Raw genomic sequence first — 15,396 nt, 5'->3', positions numbered from 1 at the left:
CTTGTCGACGCGCGGCGCGTTGACAAGCCCAAAATTGCGTCGGCCATGGCCAATTTGACGCATTGCAGCAAAAAACCGGCGGCGGATCATACGAAAGGCGCAATCGCCAGCCGCGCCATTACCGCCGGCAAAGCCGCAGTGACGTTGCGCTGAACGAGGTCGATGCGCGGCACCACACAGCCGGCAATGGTCGCGCTCGACTCTTCCTGGAAACGCTCCACAGCGTTAGCGGCAACCAGCTGGATCGTAAGGTCGATGACTCCCACAGATTGGAACAAAAGCGGCTTCGGACCAAGTCCGGGCACCTCTGCGAGGCCGGCAATGCTGGCGGGCGCATGGCAGACCAGCCGCCCGAAACGCGCCGCGACAAACAGCTGGTCGTCGCCGATCAGCCGCGCAAACAGCCCGAGCCGGCTGAAATGGTCGATGAGCGCCAGCGCCAGCGTTGTCTTGCCCGAGCCGGACGGCCCGGTGATCAGGACGCCCCGCTCGCCAATCAGGACTGCGGTGGCATGGATGTTCTCGGGTTCCGCGGTGGGATCGGGCATGCGCAGCCGCGATCAGCCTTCGGCCGGCAGCGTAACGACGAAGCGCGCGCCCTTGATGTCGCCGGGCTTGGTGCCGGGGATGTTCTCGGCGGTCAGCGTGCCGCCATGGGCTTCGACGATCTGCCTGGATATCGACAGGCCAAGCCCCGAATTCTGGCCGAACGCCTCGCCGGCCGGGCGGTCGGTGTAGAAGCGCTCGAAGATGCGGTCGATGGCGTCGGCGCGGATTCCGGGGCCGTTGTCGTCGACGGTGACGATGTTGACCTTGCCCGAGCGTGCCAGGGAAATGGCGATATGGCCGTGGTCCTCCGGCACGAAGGAGCGGGCATTCTCGATCAGATTGGTGATGACCTGGCCGATCCTCAGATCATGGCCGGTGACGAAATAGCCTTTGACGCCTTGCGGCAGCTTGGCGGCCTTGAATTCGATCTCGACAGCCTTTTTGTTGCGCGTCGCTTCGCGCGACACGGCGACGAGATCGGTGATGAATTTCTTCAAATCGACCGTGGCGGCATCCTCACGCGCCAGTTCGGCGTCTAGGCGCGAGGCATCGGAAATGTCGGTGATCAGCCGGTCGAGACGCCGGACATCGTGCTGGATGATCTCCATCAGCCTGCCGCGTGAATTGTCGTTCTTGGCAAGCGGCAAGGTCTCCACCGCGCTGCGCAGCGAGGTCAGCGGGTTCTTCAGCTCGTGCGAGACATCGGCGGCGAAGCTTTCGATCGCCTCGATGCGGGCATAGAGCGCATTGGTCATGTCGCGCACCGCGACCGACAAATTGCCGATCTCGTCCTGGCGGTCGGAAAAGTCGGGGATCTCCTCGCGGCTCTTGACGCCGCGCCGCACCCGCACTGCCGCCGCCGATAGCCGGCGCAGCGGATTGGCGATGGTGGATGCGAGCAGCATCGACAGGATGGCGGTGACCAGGGCGGCGATGCCGAACACGCGCAAAATAGCCTTGCGCTCGGCGGCGACGATCTTGTCGATGTCGCCGCCTTCCGTCGACAGCATCAGCACGCCGAGAACGGCGCGGAAGCGCTGGATCGGCACCGCCACCGAAACGATCTGCTCGCCCTGTTCGCTCACCCGCACGATCGTCGACGGACTGCCGGTCAGCGCCTTGACCACTTCCGGGAAGGCCGCACCGTTGCCGCCGGGCTGCTCATGGTAGACGGGCAGGTCCTTGTTGCGGAAGAAGTCGAAGACGAATTTCTGCACGCGCTCCAGCATATCCGGCTGCTCGTCCTCGACCGGAGGCAGGTCGTAGCGCAGGATCTGGCCGCGCGAGTAGAGATGGCGCGAATCGAGCAGCAGATTGGCGTCGCGGTCATAGATGCGGGCCCGGGTGCGCGTCGGCGAAATCAGCCGCCGCAGCACCGGCGCGACGCGCTCGGGGTTGATCGGGAAATCCAGATTGTCGAGCTGGTCTGAGCCCGGCCCCAGGCTTTCACCGGCCTGCAGTTCGAGTAGTTTTTCCGGATCGATGCTGATCGAATCGGTCTCGACCGTTGCCGACGCGGCAATGGCGCCGGCGATGATCTCGCCCTGCGTCATCAGGCTTTCGACGCGGGCGTCGATCAGCCCGTCGCGGAAGGTGTTGAGATAGAGGATGCCGGTGACCAGCACGGCGAGGCCGGCCAGGTTGAGGAACAGGATGCGCCGGGTCAGGCTGGAAAAGATGTGGTGGCCGAGGAAGCGGCGCATCGGCACCGTCAACCTCGACAGGAATGCGGGCAGAATCCGCGACCGCCTGACAGCGCTCGTTCGTCTGCTCCGCTGTACATCCACTGCCATCGAATAGCAGCTCCCGCCTAGTCTTTGGTTTTATGCATGTCGTCGTCCCAAAAACCGCGACCACTTTTGGGCGACATGCATCAACTCAAGCTTCGCGGAACCGGTATCCGACTCCGTAAAGGGTTTCGATCATTTCGAAGTCGTCATCGACGGCTTTGAACTTCTTGCGCAGCCGCTTGATGTGGCTATCGATGGTGCGGTCGTCGACATAGACCTGCTCATCATAGGCGGAATCCATCAGCGCATCACGGCTTTTTACCACGCCTGGGCGCTGCGCCAACGAGTGCAGGATGAGAAATTCGGTGACCGTCAGCGTCACCGGCTCGCCCTTCCAGGTGCAGGTATGGCGTTCCTGGTCCATGACGAGCTGGCCGCGTTCCAGCGAACGGGCCTGCTGGCTGGGCGCCTTTGCCGCAGCTTCGCGGGCGCTGGCGCGGCGCAGCACGGCGCGCACCCGCTCGACCAGCAGGCGCTGCGAGAACGGTTTGCGGATGAAATCGTCGGCGCCCATCTTGAGGCCGAAAAGCTCATCGATCTCATCGTCCTTCGAGGTCAGGAAGATCACCGGCAGGTCGGACTTCTGCCGCATCCGGCGCAACAGCTCCATGCCGTCCATGCGCGGCATCTTGATGTCGAGGATGGCGAGATTCGGCGGCCGCGCCGCCAGGCCTTCAAGCGCCGACGCACCATCCGTGTAGGTCTCGACGCGATACCCCTCGGACTCGAGGGCGATCGACACCGATGTCAGAATGTTGCGGTCGTCATCGACAAGCGCGATTGTTGCCATTTCAAGCGGCTCCCTCATGAGCTGTCCCTTCTTCGATAAGAGAGAAAGGGCTTTTGCAGGACAAATTAGGTACAAAATGTGGCACAGGCTCCGTCCGCTGTCACTGAAGGCTTGCCGGTGACCCATCCCGCACCTCTATGCAGATTGGACGCCTGACCCTGGCCAATCCTTTGGGTAACCACTGTAATTTTTTGCATATATAAACGATTTAAACAACTTTCAATTTTTTTAAATCGATTAATGATTTGATATCATTTGGGTTTTCTGGTTCTGACCATCTTAGCCCACTTCGCGGGCCTGCCGGAAATACGACGGCAAAGTGCGGCGATTCCAGAAGAAGGGACCCTTGATGTCGGAAGTCGGCAAACGCAATTCCGCCTGCGCGATCGATCGCATCGGACTGAAAACTACCGGAACGGTGCGTTATAATTTCGGTGCCGCCGCGCTGTACGAGGACGCGATCCGCCGTGGCGAGGCAAGGCTGACCGCGCATGGCGCGCTGCTTGCCGAGACCGGCCAGCACACCGGCCGCTCGCCCAGGGACAAGTTTGTCGTCCGCGACAGTGCCACCGAGCCGCATATCTGGTGGGATAACAACAAGGCGATTTCGCCGGCTCAGTTCGAAACATTGCTTGCCGATTTCCTTGCCCATGCGGCCGACAGGGACCTTTATGTCCAGGACCTGATCGGCGGCGCTGATGCCGAGCTGAAGCTGCCGACGCGGATCATCACCGAATTCGCCTGGCACTCGCTGTTCATCCGCAATCTTTTGATCCGCCCGCAGGCCGCCGAACTCGAGGATTTCGTGCCGGAGATGACGATCATCGACCTGCCGTCCTTCCGCGCCGATCCGGCCCGTCACGGCAGCCGCACCGATACGGTGATTGCGGTCGATCTCACCCGCAAGATCGTTCTGATCGGCGGCACCTCCTATGCCGGCGAGATGAAGAAGTCGGTGTTCACCATGCTGAACTATCTGCTGCCGGAAAAGGCCGTCATGCCCATGCACTGCTCGGCCAATGAGGGCCCGGCCGGCGACGCGGCGATCTTCTTCGGGCTTTCCGGGACGGGCAAGACGACGCTGTCGGCCGATCCGTCACGTACGCTCATCGGCGACGACGAGCACGGCTGGGGACCGCACGGCATCTTCAACTTCGAAGGCGGCTGCTACGCCAAGACGATCCGGCTGTCGGCCGAGGCCGAGCCGGAGATTTTCGCCACCACGCAGCGCTTCGGCACGGTGCTGGAAAATGTCGTGCTCGACGCCGACCGCGTGCCGGACTTCAACGACGGCCGGCTCACCGAAAACACGCGCTGCGCCTATCCGCTGGATTTCATCCCCAATGCCTCGAAGAGCGGACGGGCCAGCCACCCGAAAAACATCATCATGCTGACCGCCGATGCCTTCGGCATCATGCCGCCGATCGCACGGCTGACCCCGGCGCAGGCGATGTATCACTTCCTCTCCGGCTACACCGCCAAGGTGGCCGGCACCGAGAAGGGCGTTACCGAGCCGGAAGCGACCTTCTCGACCTGCTTCGGCGCCCCGTTCATGCCGCGCCACCCCAAGGAATACGGCAATCTGCTGCGTGAGCTGATCGCCCGCCACGGCGCCGATTGCTGGCTGGTCAACACCGGCTGGACCGGCGGCGCCTACGGCACCGGCAAGCGCATGCCGATCAAGGCGACGCGCGCCTTGCTGGCCGCAGCGCTTGACGGTTCGCTGAAGGCGTCCGGTTTCCGCACCGACGCCAATTTCGGCTTCGAGGTGCCGGTTGCTGTGCCTGGCGTCGAGAGCGCCATTCTCGACCCGCGTTCGACCTGGGCCGACAAGGCAGCCTATGACCGGCAGGCAGCGCGATTGGTCGGCATGTTCGCCGTCAACTTCGAGAAATTCGAGAGCCATGTCGATGCCGTCGTGCTCGGCGCAGCACCCCGCCTGCAGGAAGCTGCGGAATAGTCGAGGCGTCTTCACCGAAGCATCCTTGAAAGGCGCGGTCTCGATCGGGCCTTTTCTTTTTTGGTCCGCCGCGCCATGACTGCGACATGCCTATCGACGACATCATCATATCAGACGAAGCCGTAATCCATCCGGGCGACCTGCACGAGGATTTCATCCGTTCGTCGGGTCCCGGCGGCCAGAACGTCAACAAGGTGGCGACCGCGGTCCAGTTGCGCTTCGACGCCGCCAATGCGGCTGGCCTGTCCGAACGCGTGCGCGCGCGCACGATCAAGCTCGCCGGCCAGCGCGCCACCAAGGACGGCGTCATCGTCATCGAGGCCGGCCGCTTCCGCACCCAGGAGCAGAACCGGGCCGATGCCCGGGCAAGGCTGACGGCGCTGGTCGCCAAGGCCGCGGAACCGCCGCCGCCGCCGCGCAAGAAGACCAGGCCGTCGAAAGGCTCGGTGGAGCGGCGGCTGCAAAGCAAGGCAGGGCGCGGCACGATCAAAAAGCTGCGCGGCCGGGTAGAGAACGACTAAGGACCGCGCCGACTGCGTGCATAAAGCGGCCTCCCCTTCGGAACCGCAGACGCAAGGTTTCACCATTGCCACAGCAAGGGAGGCCGACAACGGTGGCTTTCGGGTCGCCGTTTCTGATTGGCGGTGGCATGGTTTCAGTATCAACCGGAGGCGAAGTCATGCTCGTTCTGCCCAAAGGCGTCCGCCATATGCCTGGTTATCTGTCCCGCGCGGCGCAGGAAGCGCTGGTGGAAGAGGTGAGGACAATTGTACAGCGGGCGCCGCTGTACGTGCCGGCGATGCCGCGGACCGGCAAGGAGATGAGCGTGCGCATGACCAATTGCGGCACGCTCGGCTGGGTCACCGACAAGGAACTGGGTTATCGCTACCAGCCAACGCACCCACTCACCGGAGAGCCATGGCCGCCGATCCCGGACGCGCTGCTGCAATTGTGGCGGGAGGTCGCCGCCTATCCGAATCCGCCGGAGGCCTGCCTGGTCAATTTCTATACGCAGGGCGCCAAAATGGGCCTGCACCAGGATCGCGACGAAGCCGATTTTTCGGCGCCTGTGGTCTCGGTGTCACTTGGCGACGATTGCCTGTTCCGGGTCGGCCAAGTGACGGGCAGGGGGGCCACACGCGACGGCGGTACCAAATCGTTCCGCCTGAAAAGCGGCGACGTCGTCGTGCTCGGCGGCGAAGGCCGGCTCTGCTTCCACGGCGTCGACCGGATTTATCCGTCGACCTCGGCGCTGCTGAAAAATGGCGGCCGGATCAATCTGACGCTGCGGCGGGTGACGGAGCCCGGCTAAAGTCGTCGCGAACAAGGACCCTCAACGTATCGTCCTCCGCGATCTGGCGATAGTGTTGCATGAAGCGGACGAAATCCTGCCGGCCGGAAAGCTCGGTCAGCCACAAGATGTCCTCCTTCTGCACAATGACCAGCGATGGCTGGTTGGTTTCGAGTTGGGCAACCTTGTCATCGATGTAGCGATCGGTGATCCGCTTGTAGTGTTCGGCCCCCGCCTCGTTGCCGCTTTGCGCCTCGACCTTCGCGAAATAGGTAGCAAATCCCCCGAGCCAATCGCTGCAGTACGTCGAGATCCAGCTCCCGCCGACCATTCGCGTCAGCGGATGGCCCGCCGCAATGTCCGAACCTATGAGCGCGACCTTCGGATGGTCTACCGCGGCATTTATCGTCGCGACGAAATCGGCGCTGGGGTTCTGGCTGGGCCAGAAGGGGACAGCATTGGCCAAAATGGTGGCGGCAAGCAAAAGCATCCGCGCCAGCCCCATGCCCGATAGCGATTGCCTCGCCGGGTCAATCTGGATGGCTCTGAGTAGCAACGCCGCCGCTATCAGGCTGATCGCCGGGAATGCATGATAGGGCCAGCCCTTGGCCTGGTAGACGAGAGGCACGGTGGCGGCCAATGACGCCAGGACGAACACCACGATCATCGGCGACAGGGCGAGGCCCGGCCGAAGCGAGCGCAACATGTAGAGAGCGATGAGATAGGCTGGTGCATACTTGACCAACAGCGCTTGCACCACCCGCAGCCGCATATAGGTGTCGGTCAGCACCGGATAGATGGTGTTGAGGAACTCTGGATAAAAGTACAGCACGGCGACGAGATAGGCGACGCAGACCAAGCCGATTACCCAGTATTCGATGCGGAAGAGCGACCAGATCGACCGGCGCTGAAAGGCCACGTACAGCGCCGGAACCAGCACCATCAGCGCATAATAGGGTTTCACCAGCACCAGGACGCTGCCACAAAGGCCGGCCAATGCCGCTATCGACAAGCTCGGCGTGCGCCCTTCCGTCGGCGCGGCGCGCCAAGCCATCAACACCAGCAACGGCAGAAACATGGCGATGCCCAGATGTTCCCGCTCGCTGAAAGCGTTGCCCGGAAGAATGATCAGCAGTGCCAGAAACAGCGGCAGCATCGAGAACAGCACATGGTTCTCGGCAAAGCCGGCCAATCTGGCGATCCGCGCGGCAATGCCGAGACCCAGCAGGCAGATCGTATAGGCATAGAGATGAATGACGACTTCCGGCGAAATGCCGAGAGAGTGCGCCAAGGCCACGGCCGGCATGAACATCCACGGCGTGAACGGCGGATTGACCTCGAAGAGATCCACATAGAGCCGTGAGCCGGCAAGCACCTTCTCGGACATGGTGATTGCCCAACTGGTGTCGGGTATGACGCCCCAGCGCATCTGCCAGGGCACGGCCGCCACCAGCACGAGCAGGCAGATGATCCTGGTCGGTGGCAGCGTTCGCGAGCTGCCCTGGGCCGAAGTCAGGGCGGATCTCTCGATGAGCGAAGTGCGGATCTCCGTACTCATCTGGCCGCCACGAAGACGAATTTGCGCAGGATAATGAAGTTCAGGACCGGAACCAGGATGGAAGCGATTGCCACTGGCACCAATGGCGGCAGTCCAGCTACGTCGGTAAGGATCATAGCCAGCCCGACCGAGAGCAGAAACCCGATCGCCGTGGCGCAGGCGAAGCGGACGATCTCGAAGCCAATCGAGCCGTCCGACATGAACGTCACGAAGCGATGCCCGCAATAGGAGAACACCGCGCCGGCGCCATAGCCAGCGACCGAGGCGATTGTCGCAGGCCTGCCAAAGCCATGCAGAGCCGAAAGGGCCAAGGTCAGCACGGCGTAGATCAGGGTCGATACGCCGCCGATTGCAGCAAACCGCAGGATTCGCGCCGGCTCCGAACGGCCCATGGCCCATGACCAGAACCGGTAGCCGGGCAAAGGATCGTTGACCGCCTGGCGCACAGTCAACCGAACCGGCGTTCGTGCGTCGCGGGCGGCGTCTTTTTCGACGTCTGGGAATTGCTGATGGCGGCGATCGCTTCCTCGAAGCCGGTCAGCCGGTCGACGACGTAAAGCGGCCGCCGTTTCACCTCGGCATGAATGCCGCCAACATAAAGGCCGATGACGCCGGTCATCAGCAGATTGATGCCTGACAGGAAGGAAATGATCACCACCGTCGATGTCCAGCCATGGACGACGCCGCTGACAAAAAGCCAGGAAAACACCGCGTAGAGCCCAAGCAGGGCGGCGAGGCCGGAAATGGCCAGACCCGCCCACAGCGCCAGCCGCAGCGGCTTTTCGGAAAAGCTGATGATACCGTGCACGGCCAGCCGCACCATCTTCCAGAACGGATATTTGGTTTCGCCTGCTGCCCGCGTCGGCCTCTCGAACGGCACGGCGGTCTGCTTGAAACCCATCCAGCCGAACATGCCGCGCACGAAGCGGTCACGCTCGGGCATGCGTTTGAAAGTCTCGAGCGCCTTGCGGCCGACGAGGCGGAAATCGCCGACATCGCGCGGAATGCTGACGGAGGTCATCTGCTCGAGCGCGCGATAGAACAGATTGGCGCTGACCCGCTTGAACCAGGTTTCGCCCTCGCGCCGGATGCGCCGCGCGTAGACGATCTCGTAGCCTTCTTTCCACTTGGCGACGAGATCGAGCACCACCTCCGGCGGGTCCTGCAGGTCGGCATCCATGACGATGACGGCGTCCCCGGCGGCAGCATCCATGCCGGCCGTGATGGCGATCTGGTGGCCGAAATTGCGCGACAGCTCGATCAGCCGGAAGCGGTCGTCTTCGGCAACCATGCCGCGCAGGAAGATGAGGCTGGTGTCGCGGCTGCCATCGTCGATGAAAATCGCTTCGGCACGGCCGTCCAGCGCGTCCAGCAGCATGCGGATCCGCCGCACCAGCAGCGGTAGCACCGCTTCCTCGTTAAAGATCGGAATGACCAGAGAATAGACCGGGGCTTGGCGGCCCCCGGCATCGCTCGCATTGATCACCGCTTGCTCCCGACCCGCTGGAATTGCAGCAAAAACTAGCCGGGATTGCCTAAGGCGCCGTTAACCCAGTCGTCACAGTTTCCTGAGCGCCACTTCCTCGACCAAATGATTGGCGCCCTTGCGCAGGATGAGGTCGGCGCGCGCCCGTGTCGGCACGATGTTCTCGCGCAGGTTTTTCAGGTTGATGTTGGCCCACAAGCCTTCCGCAATGGCGCGCGCGGCGTCTTCCGAAAGCTGCGAATAGCGGTGGAAGAAGGAGTCCGGATTGCGGAAGGCCGTCTCGCGCAGCCGCATGAAGCGGGCGATGTACCATTGGTGGATCAGCTTTTCGTCGGCGTCGATATAAATGGCGAAATCGAAGAAATCCGACAGGAACGGCACGATCTTGCCGTCCTTCGGCAATTTGCCGGGCTGCAGAACGTTGATGCCTTCGAAGATCAGAATGTCGGGCCGGTCGATGGTGACGAACTCGCCGGGAATGACGTCATAGGTCAAATGCGAATAGACGGGCGCGCGGACATTGCGCTGCGCCGACTTGATGCCCGAGAGGAAACGCAGCAGCGCACCGACATCGTAGCTGTCGGGAAAGCCCTTGCGCTCCATCAGATTGTCGCGTCGCAACACCTTGTTGGGCAACAGGAACCCGTCGGTAGTGATGAGATCGACCTTGGGGCTCGACGGCCAGCGCGCCAGAAGCTCCTTCAGCACGCGCGCCGTGGTCGATTTGCCGACCGCAACCGAACCGGCAATGCCGATGATGAACGGTGTCTTGACCACATCCAGCGCGTTGAAGAAGGCCTGGCGCTGGCGAAACAGCAACTGGCTGGCCTCGACATGCGCCGAAAGCAGCCGCGAGAGCGACAGATAGATGCGCTTGACTTCTTCCAGGTCGACCGGATCGTTCAGTGAGCGCAGACGGTTGATCTCGTCTTCGCCCAGCGTCATCGGCGTGTCGGCGCGGAAGTTCGACCATTGCTCGGCCGAGAAGAAACGATAGGGGGAATATTTCTCGGTCGGAGCGAGCTGGTCCATCGAGTTTCCTGCCCTCTAGAGCATGAGGCCGAAAAGTGTGAAGCGGTTTTCGGGCGACATCATGCTCCCTCTATCAATTTAGAGACGGATTCAGATTTAAGGCCTCGGCCCGAAATCATCCGGCTCTCGCGGTCAGCCTTTCGGCCGGGATGCCTTTTCAGTGACGCCCGAACGGCCGGTGCGGCCCTCAAGCTCCTTCAGCACCTCGCCCAGCGAAACGCCGGCCATGCCAAGCACGACGAGCCAATGATATATGAGATCGGCACTTTCGGAAACGAGGGCTTTCTCGTCGCCCTTGACGGCGGCAATGACGGTCTCGACTGCCTCTTCACCAAGCTTCTGCGCCGCCTTGTCGATGCCTTTGGCGAACAGTTTTGCCGTCCACGAGTCCGGGTCGCCGGAACGGGCGCGTTCGCCAATGATCGTTTCCAGATCGGACAGCGAAAATTCAGCCATGGCGCAGTCTACAGCCTTTGTGGAGTGGATTGAACCGGATAGTCCAGCCGCATCGGCAGCCCGGCCTCGGCCATATGCGCCTTGGCTTCCGTAATCGTGTAAGTGCCGAAATGGAAGATCGAGGCGGCGAGCACGGCGCCGGCATGGCCGTCGCGAATGCCCTCGACCAGATGATCGAGCGTGCCGACGCCGCCCGACGCGATCACCGGCGCGCGCACCGCATCCGCTATCGCGCGGGTCAGCGCAATGTCGTAACCGGCCTTGGTGCCGTCACGGTCCATCGAGGTCAAAAGAATCTCGCCGGCGCCGCGATCGACCATTTTTCGCGCAAACTCGACCGCATCGATGCCGGTCTTTTCACGGCCGCCATGGGTGAAGATCTCCCAGCGGTCGGCTTCATTGGGTGCCGACACCTTCTTGGCGTCGATGGCGACGACAATGCACTGGTTGCCGAACTTGTCGGCGGCTTCCGCGACGAAATCGGGGTTCTTCACCGCCGCAGTGTTGATCGACACCTTGTCGGCGCCGGCCAGCAACAGTTTGCGAATATCGGCCACCTGGCGCACGCCGCCGCCGACGGTCAGCGGCATGAAGCATTGTTCGGCGGTGCGGGCGACGACGTCGAAGATGGTTTCACGGTTGTCGGACGACGCGGTGATATCGAGAAAGCAAAGCTCGTCAGCGCCGGCCGCGTCATAGGCTTTGGCCGCCTCGACCGGATCACCGGCATCGATGAGGTCGACGAAATTGACGCCCTTGACGACGCGGCCGTTCTTGACGTCGAGGCAAGGGATGACTCGGGCCTTCAGCATCAGCCCTTCTCCATCGTCGCCAGCAACTCGCTGAGCAGTTCGCCGACCAGCGGCGGAACCTCGGCCTGCGCATCGAACGCCGGATCGTAGGCGGAAATGGTGATGCCGGAAATCGGCAGCAGGCCGGCCATGCCGCAGACAGCCTGGCGCAGCTGTTTCGGCTCCGGGCCGCCGGGCGTGGTGTAACGGTTGGCCTGCAGCGCCCCGGGGTCGTGCACGTCGAGATCGAGATGCAGGTGCACCCGCTTCGCATCCGGCGCCTTCAGCCTGCCGCACGCCGTGGCCCAGTCCGGGCATTCGGTGCGGATGACCGGCAACGTCTTCAACAGCTCCGTTTCGGCCGGATCGAGATCGCGCGCGTTGACCAGCACGCAGCGCGCCGGATCGATCGGCCTGAAGCCGGGGATGGCCGAGGCCATCGGCTTCCAGCACAGGCCGAGAACCGTGGCCAGCGCCATGCCATCGAGAAAGCCGAAGATGGACGTCTCCGGGGTGTTGAGATCGCCATGCTGGTCGGCCCAGATGATCGCATCGGCATCCTCGCCGGCAACCGCACCGGCCGATGTCAGGCAATTGCCGGCCAGCACGATGGGAAACCGGCCGCGGTCTATGGCGATGCGGACCTCGCCGGAGAGGGCACCGCACACGGCAAAGCCGGTGGCGATCTCGCGCTGCTGTTCGTCGCCAACCCTGCCGATATCGGTGACGACGACGTCGTGCCCGGAGAGCGTCAGCGCGTCGACAAGCCCGCCGGCGATGAGTGCATCCGGGCCTCGGCCCATGCCGCCGTGATAGTGGCCGCTGTCATAGGATGCCAGGATGATGGAGATTTTCACGGCCGGGTCTCCATCGCCTTGCCCTGCAGCACCGCAAGCGCCTCGGCCGGGTCGATACGCCCGTCATAGAGCGCGCGGCCGGAGATGGCGCCTTCCAGTTTCTTCGCGTCGGGCATGGTCATGCGCACGATGTCGGCGATCGAGGCCAGCCCGCCCGAGGCGATGACCGGGATCGACACCGCGTCGGCGAGATCGATCGTGGCGTCCCAGTTGATGCCGGTCAGAACGCCGTCGCGGTCGATGTCGGTGTAGATGATGGCGGCAACGCCGGCGCCTTCGAATTTCTGCGCCAGTTCGATGACGCCGAGGCTGGAGGCCTCGGCCCAGCCTTCGACCGCCACCTTGCCGCCCTTGGCGTCGATGCCCACGGCGATCTTTCCAGGAAATTCCTTGCAGGCTTCCCGGACCAGGTCGGGATCGCGCACCGCCACCGTGCCGAGGATGACGCGGGCCAGCCCGCGGTCGAGCCAGTCCTCGATCTGCGCCAGCGTGCGGATGCCGCCGCCGAGCTGCACCGGGTTTTTCGTCGCCTTGAGGATGGCGCCGACCGCCGCGCTGTTGACGCTTTGGCCTTTGAACGCGCCATTGAGGTCGACGACGTGCAGCCAATCAAAACCCTGGTCCTCGAAGGCCTTGGCCTGGGCCGCAGGGTCGTCATTGTAGATGGTCGCGGTCGCCATATCGCCGTGCTTCAGCCGCACGCACTTGCCGTCCTTGAGATCGATGGCCGGAAACAGGATCACCGTTCAGACCCCTTCCACAATGGCGAAATGCGAGGTCGAATAAGCGCGCCGGAATTTCAGCGCTGCCTGGTATTCGGGGGAATGGAAGCAAGCCAGCGCGACCTCGTAGCTTTCGAACTCGACGATCACATGGCGATTGCCGGATGGCCCTTCCGGGCTTGACGACTGACCGCCTCGCGTCAGGAATTTCGCGCCGTATTTGTCGAACGCCGCTTTGTTGGCGGCGATGTATTTCGGATAGTTTTCCGGATCGGTCACATCGACCATCGCCATCCAGTAGCCCTTCTTGCTCATCTCAAGGCCTCCAGCGCAGGAAGTTGGTGATCAGTGCCAGGCCGAGCGCCTGGCTCTTTTCCGGATGGAATTGCGTGCCGGCAAGGTTACCGCGCGCGACCGCCGCCGTTACCGGGCCGCCATAGTCGGCGACGGCCAGCACTTCGTCCGGCCTTGTCGCGTCGAGATGGTAGGAATGAACGAAATAGGCGTGCAGACCCTTAGGCCCGGTCGCAATACCCGAAAACAGCGGGTGCTTGCGCTCCAGATCGATGGTGTTCCAGCCGATTTGCGGGATCTTCAGTGCCGGATCGGCGGGCGTGATCTCCTCGACGTCGCCGGCAATCCAGCCGAAGCCCTTGGTCACGGTCTTTTCCAGGCCGCGCTCCGACATCAGCTGCATGCCGACGCAGATGCCGAGGAACGGCCGCGCCTTGGCGATCGCTACCTCTTCCACCGCTTCCCACATGCCGGCGACGCCGCGCAGGCCCGCCGCGCAATCGGCATAGGCGCCGACGCCGGGCAAAACGATGCGGTCGGCGCTGCGCACACGCTCGGCATCGGCGGTCAGCTCGATGGCAGCCGCAATGCCGGCTTCATGCGCGGCGCGCTCGAAGGCCTTGGTGGCCGAGCGCAGATTGCCCGACCCGTAATCGATGATGGCAACCCGCATCTCAGGCTTTTCCCGGCGTATGGCTCAGGCCCAGCGTCAGCCCGATCTGAGCCGGTCGGGCAAGGCTGGCTTCCGGCACGATGCGCGGCAGCGGCGCCGGCTCATCGGCGAGCGCCTCGGCATCCAGCGTCTGGCGAATGTCGGCTTCATCAGGATTGTCGGCTTCGATGACGCCCCATTCATGCCAGCCGCGGCGGCGAAGGGCTGCGAGCCGCAACCCTTGGCCTTCCAGCCCGATATAGAGCGAGACCAGTAAAGACAGTGCGGAGCCGGCCCAGTCCAGTCCCAGCCATTGGCCGAGCACCGAGATGAGCCCCATGGCGACGAAGGCGAGCGCGGCCTCGATCCAAAGCCGGTGCCAGGCGAGCCACAGCGGCGCCACCAGGAAAGCCAGCCAGGAAAAACCGTCGCGGACAAAAATGGTTGCGTCGGCCGCCTCGGTGCGGCCTGGCGGTTCCATCACGACATAGATGGCCATCAGCCTACCCTTTCAGAGATCCCTTGGTGGAGGGAACCGCTTCCGGCTGGCGCGGGTCGCGCTCCAGTGCGAAACGCAGCGCGCGCGCCACCGCCTTGAAGCAGGTCTCGGCAATATGGTGATTGTTGGCGCCATAATGGTTGGTGACATGCAGCGTGATGCCGGCATTCTGCGCCAGCGCCTGGAAGAATTCACGCACCAGTTCGGTGTCGAACGTGCCGATCTTGGGCGACGAGAAGGCGACATTCCAGACCAGGAACGGACGGCCCGACACGTCGATCGCGGCCCGCGTCAGCGTCTCGTCCATAGCAAGGTCGACAGAGGCGTAGCGCATGATGCCGCGTCGCTCGCCCAGCGCCTTGGCCAGCGCCTGGCCGATCGCAATGCCGGTGTCCTCGACCGTGTGGTGGTCGTCAATGTGCAGGTCGCCCTTGGCCTTCAGCGTGATGTCGATCAGCGAGTGGCGCGACAGCTGGTCCAGCATGTGGTCGAAGAAGCCGACGCCGCTCGACATGTCGGATTTTCCGGTGCCGTCGACATCGACCGAGACGCTGATCTCGGTTTCCTTGGTCTTGCGGCTGACTTCGGCGGAACGGGACGCCATGACCTTGTCCTTGGCTGAGGGGTTCGAAACTCAAGACGGGGTTCCAAGCTGTCATTTGCTTGAAA

General features: G+C 63.1%; 18 protein-coding genes. 3 read left to right on the top strand and 15 right to left on the bottom strand.

The window, feature by feature from the left end; genetic code table 11:
- Positions 1-86: 86 nt before the first annotated feature.
- The 3 genes from X771_RS156075 to X771_RS156085 form a co-directional block, all read right to left on the bottom strand.
- Positions 87-548: an HPr kinase gene (locus X771_RS156075; protein WP_023687429.1), complete on the bottom strand. Its 462-nt coding sequence runs from the start codon at positions 546-548 to the stop codon at positions 87-89.
- A 12-nt stretch (positions 549-560) separates the two neighbouring features.
- A complete protein-coding gene (locus tag X771_RS156080; RefSeq protein WP_023672307.1) occupies positions 561-2,342 on the bottom strand; it encodes a sensor histidine kinase in 1,782 nt (593 codons plus the stop codon).
- A gap of 85 nt (positions 2,343-2,427) precedes the next feature.
- Positions 2,428-3,129: a response regulator transcription factor gene (locus tag X771_RS156085; RefSeq protein ID WP_010912942.1), complete on the bottom strand. Its 702-nt coding sequence runs from the start codon at positions 3,127-3,129 to the stop codon at positions 2,428-2,430.
- A gap of 349 nt (positions 3,130-3,478) precedes the next feature.
- Here X771_RS156085 and X771_RS156090 point away from each other — a divergent pair, with 349 nt between their 5' ends.
- The 3 genes from X771_RS156090 (at position 3,479) to X771_RS156100 (ending at position 6,401) form a co-directional block, all read left to right on the top strand.
- Positions 3,479-5,089 (top strand): phosphoenolpyruvate carboxykinase, encoded by a 1,611-nt coding sequence (locus tag X771_RS156090; protein WP_023687428.1) that lies wholly within the window; start codon positions 3,479-3,481, stop codon positions 5,087-5,089.
- A gap of 86 nt (positions 5,090-5,175) precedes the next feature.
- A complete protein-coding gene (arfB, locus tag X771_RS156095) occupies positions 5,176-5,610 on the top strand; it encodes an alternative ribosome rescue aminoacyl-tRNA hydrolase ArfB (RefSeq protein ID WP_023672309.1) in 435 nt (144 codons plus the stop codon).
- Between the two features lie 158 nt (positions 5,611-5,768).
- Positions 5,769-6,401 carry an alpha-ketoglutarate-dependent dioxygenase AlkB gene (locus tag X771_RS156100; protein ID WP_023687427.1) on the top strand — a complete coding sequence of 211 codons (633 nt, stop codon included), beginning with the start codon at positions 5,769-5,771 and terminating at the stop codon, positions 6,399-6,401.
- Here the strand turns inward: X771_RS156100 and X771_RS156105 are convergent.
- The 12 genes from X771_RS156105 to hisB form a co-directional block, all read right to left on the bottom strand.
- Entirely contained in the window at positions 6,364-7,938 is a 1,575-nt protein-coding gene (locus tag X771_RS156105; protein WP_023687426.1) for a hypothetical protein, read from the bottom strand. The two genes, X771_RS156100 and X771_RS156105, sit on opposite strands and share 38 nt — an antisense overlap.
- Complete coding sequence (locus tag X771_RS156110; RefSeq protein WP_050588916.1) at positions 7,935-8,384, bottom strand: GtrA family protein; 450 nt, start codon at positions 8,382-8,384, stop codon at positions 7,935-7,937. Before X771_RS156110 ends, X771_RS156105 begins: the two co-directional genes overlap by 4 nt.
- Positions 8,385-8,386: 2 nt before the next feature.
- Positions 8,387-9,424 (bottom strand): glycosyltransferase family 2 protein, encoded by a 1,038-nt coding sequence (locus tag X771_RS156115; RefSeq protein ID WP_023687424.1) that lies wholly within the window; start codon positions 9,422-9,424, stop codon positions 8,387-8,389.
- Positions 9,425-9,496: 72 nt separating this feature from the next.
- Positions 9,497-10,456, bottom strand: coding sequence for a type I pantothenate kinase (gene coaA / locus X771_RS156120; RefSeq protein WP_023672313.1), 960 nt, complete (start codon positions 10,454-10,456; stop codon positions 9,497-9,499).
- Between the two features lie 132 nt (positions 10,457-10,588).
- Positions 10,589-10,912 (bottom strand): phosphoribosyl-ATP diphosphatase, encoded by a 324-nt coding sequence (locus X771_RS156125; protein WP_023681408.1) that lies wholly within the window; start codon positions 10,910-10,912, stop codon positions 10,589-10,591.
- Positions 10,913-10,920: 8 nt separating this feature from the next.
- Positions 10,921-11,727: an imidazole glycerol phosphate synthase subunit HisF gene (gene hisF / locus X771_RS156130; protein ID WP_023687423.1), complete on the bottom strand. Its 807-nt coding sequence runs from the start codon at positions 11,725-11,727 to the stop codon at positions 10,921-10,923.
- Entirely contained in the window at positions 11,724-12,560 is an 837-nt protein-coding gene (locus tag X771_RS156135) for an arginase family protein (protein ID WP_023672316.1), read from the bottom strand. Before X771_RS156135 ends, hisF begins: the two co-directional genes overlap by 4 nt.
- On the bottom strand, positions 12,557-13,303 hold the full coding sequence (hisA, locus tag X771_RS156140; RefSeq protein ID WP_023687422.1) for a 1-(5-phosphoribosyl)-5-[(5-phosphoribosylamino)methylideneamino]imidazole-4-carboxamide isomerase: 747 nt from the start codon (positions 13,301-13,303) through the stop codon (positions 12,557-12,559). Before hisA ends, X771_RS156135 begins: the two co-directional genes overlap by 4 nt.
- A 3-nt stretch (positions 13,304-13,306) precedes the next feature.
- Positions 13,307-13,597 (bottom strand): DUF1330 domain-containing protein, encoded by a 291-nt coding sequence (locus X771_RS156145; RefSeq protein ID WP_023672318.1) that lies wholly within the window; start codon positions 13,595-13,597, stop codon positions 13,307-13,309.
- A 1-nt stretch (position 13,598) separates the two neighbouring features.
- Complete coding sequence (gene hisH / locus X771_RS156150; RefSeq protein ID WP_023687421.1) at positions 13,599-14,249, bottom strand: imidazole glycerol phosphate synthase subunit HisH; 651 nt, start codon at positions 14,247-14,249, stop codon at positions 13,599-13,601.
- 1 nt (position 14,250) lies between these two features.
- The gene (locus X771_RS156155; RefSeq protein WP_023687420.1) at positions 14,251-14,727 is read right to left on the bottom strand and encodes a DUF2628 domain-containing protein; all 477 of its coding nucleotides are present in this window, start codon (positions 14,725-14,727) and stop codon (positions 14,251-14,253) included.
- A gap of 4 nt (positions 14,728-14,731) precedes the next feature.
- On the bottom strand, positions 14,732-15,331 hold the full coding sequence (hisB, locus tag X771_RS156160; RefSeq protein ID WP_023687419.1) for an imidazoleglycerol-phosphate dehydratase HisB: 600 nt from the start codon (positions 15,329-15,331) through the stop codon (positions 14,732-14,734).
- Between the last annotated feature and the right edge of the window lie 65 nt (positions 15,332-15,396).

It is taken from the genome of Mesorhizobium sp. LSJC269B00 (assembly GCF_000502815.1).
In the GTDB taxonomy this organism is placed as follows: domain Bacteria; phylum Pseudomonadota; class Alphaproteobacteria; order Rhizobiales; family Rhizobiaceae; genus Mesorhizobium.
This window is presented reverse-complemented; position numbering and strand designations above follow the sequence as displayed.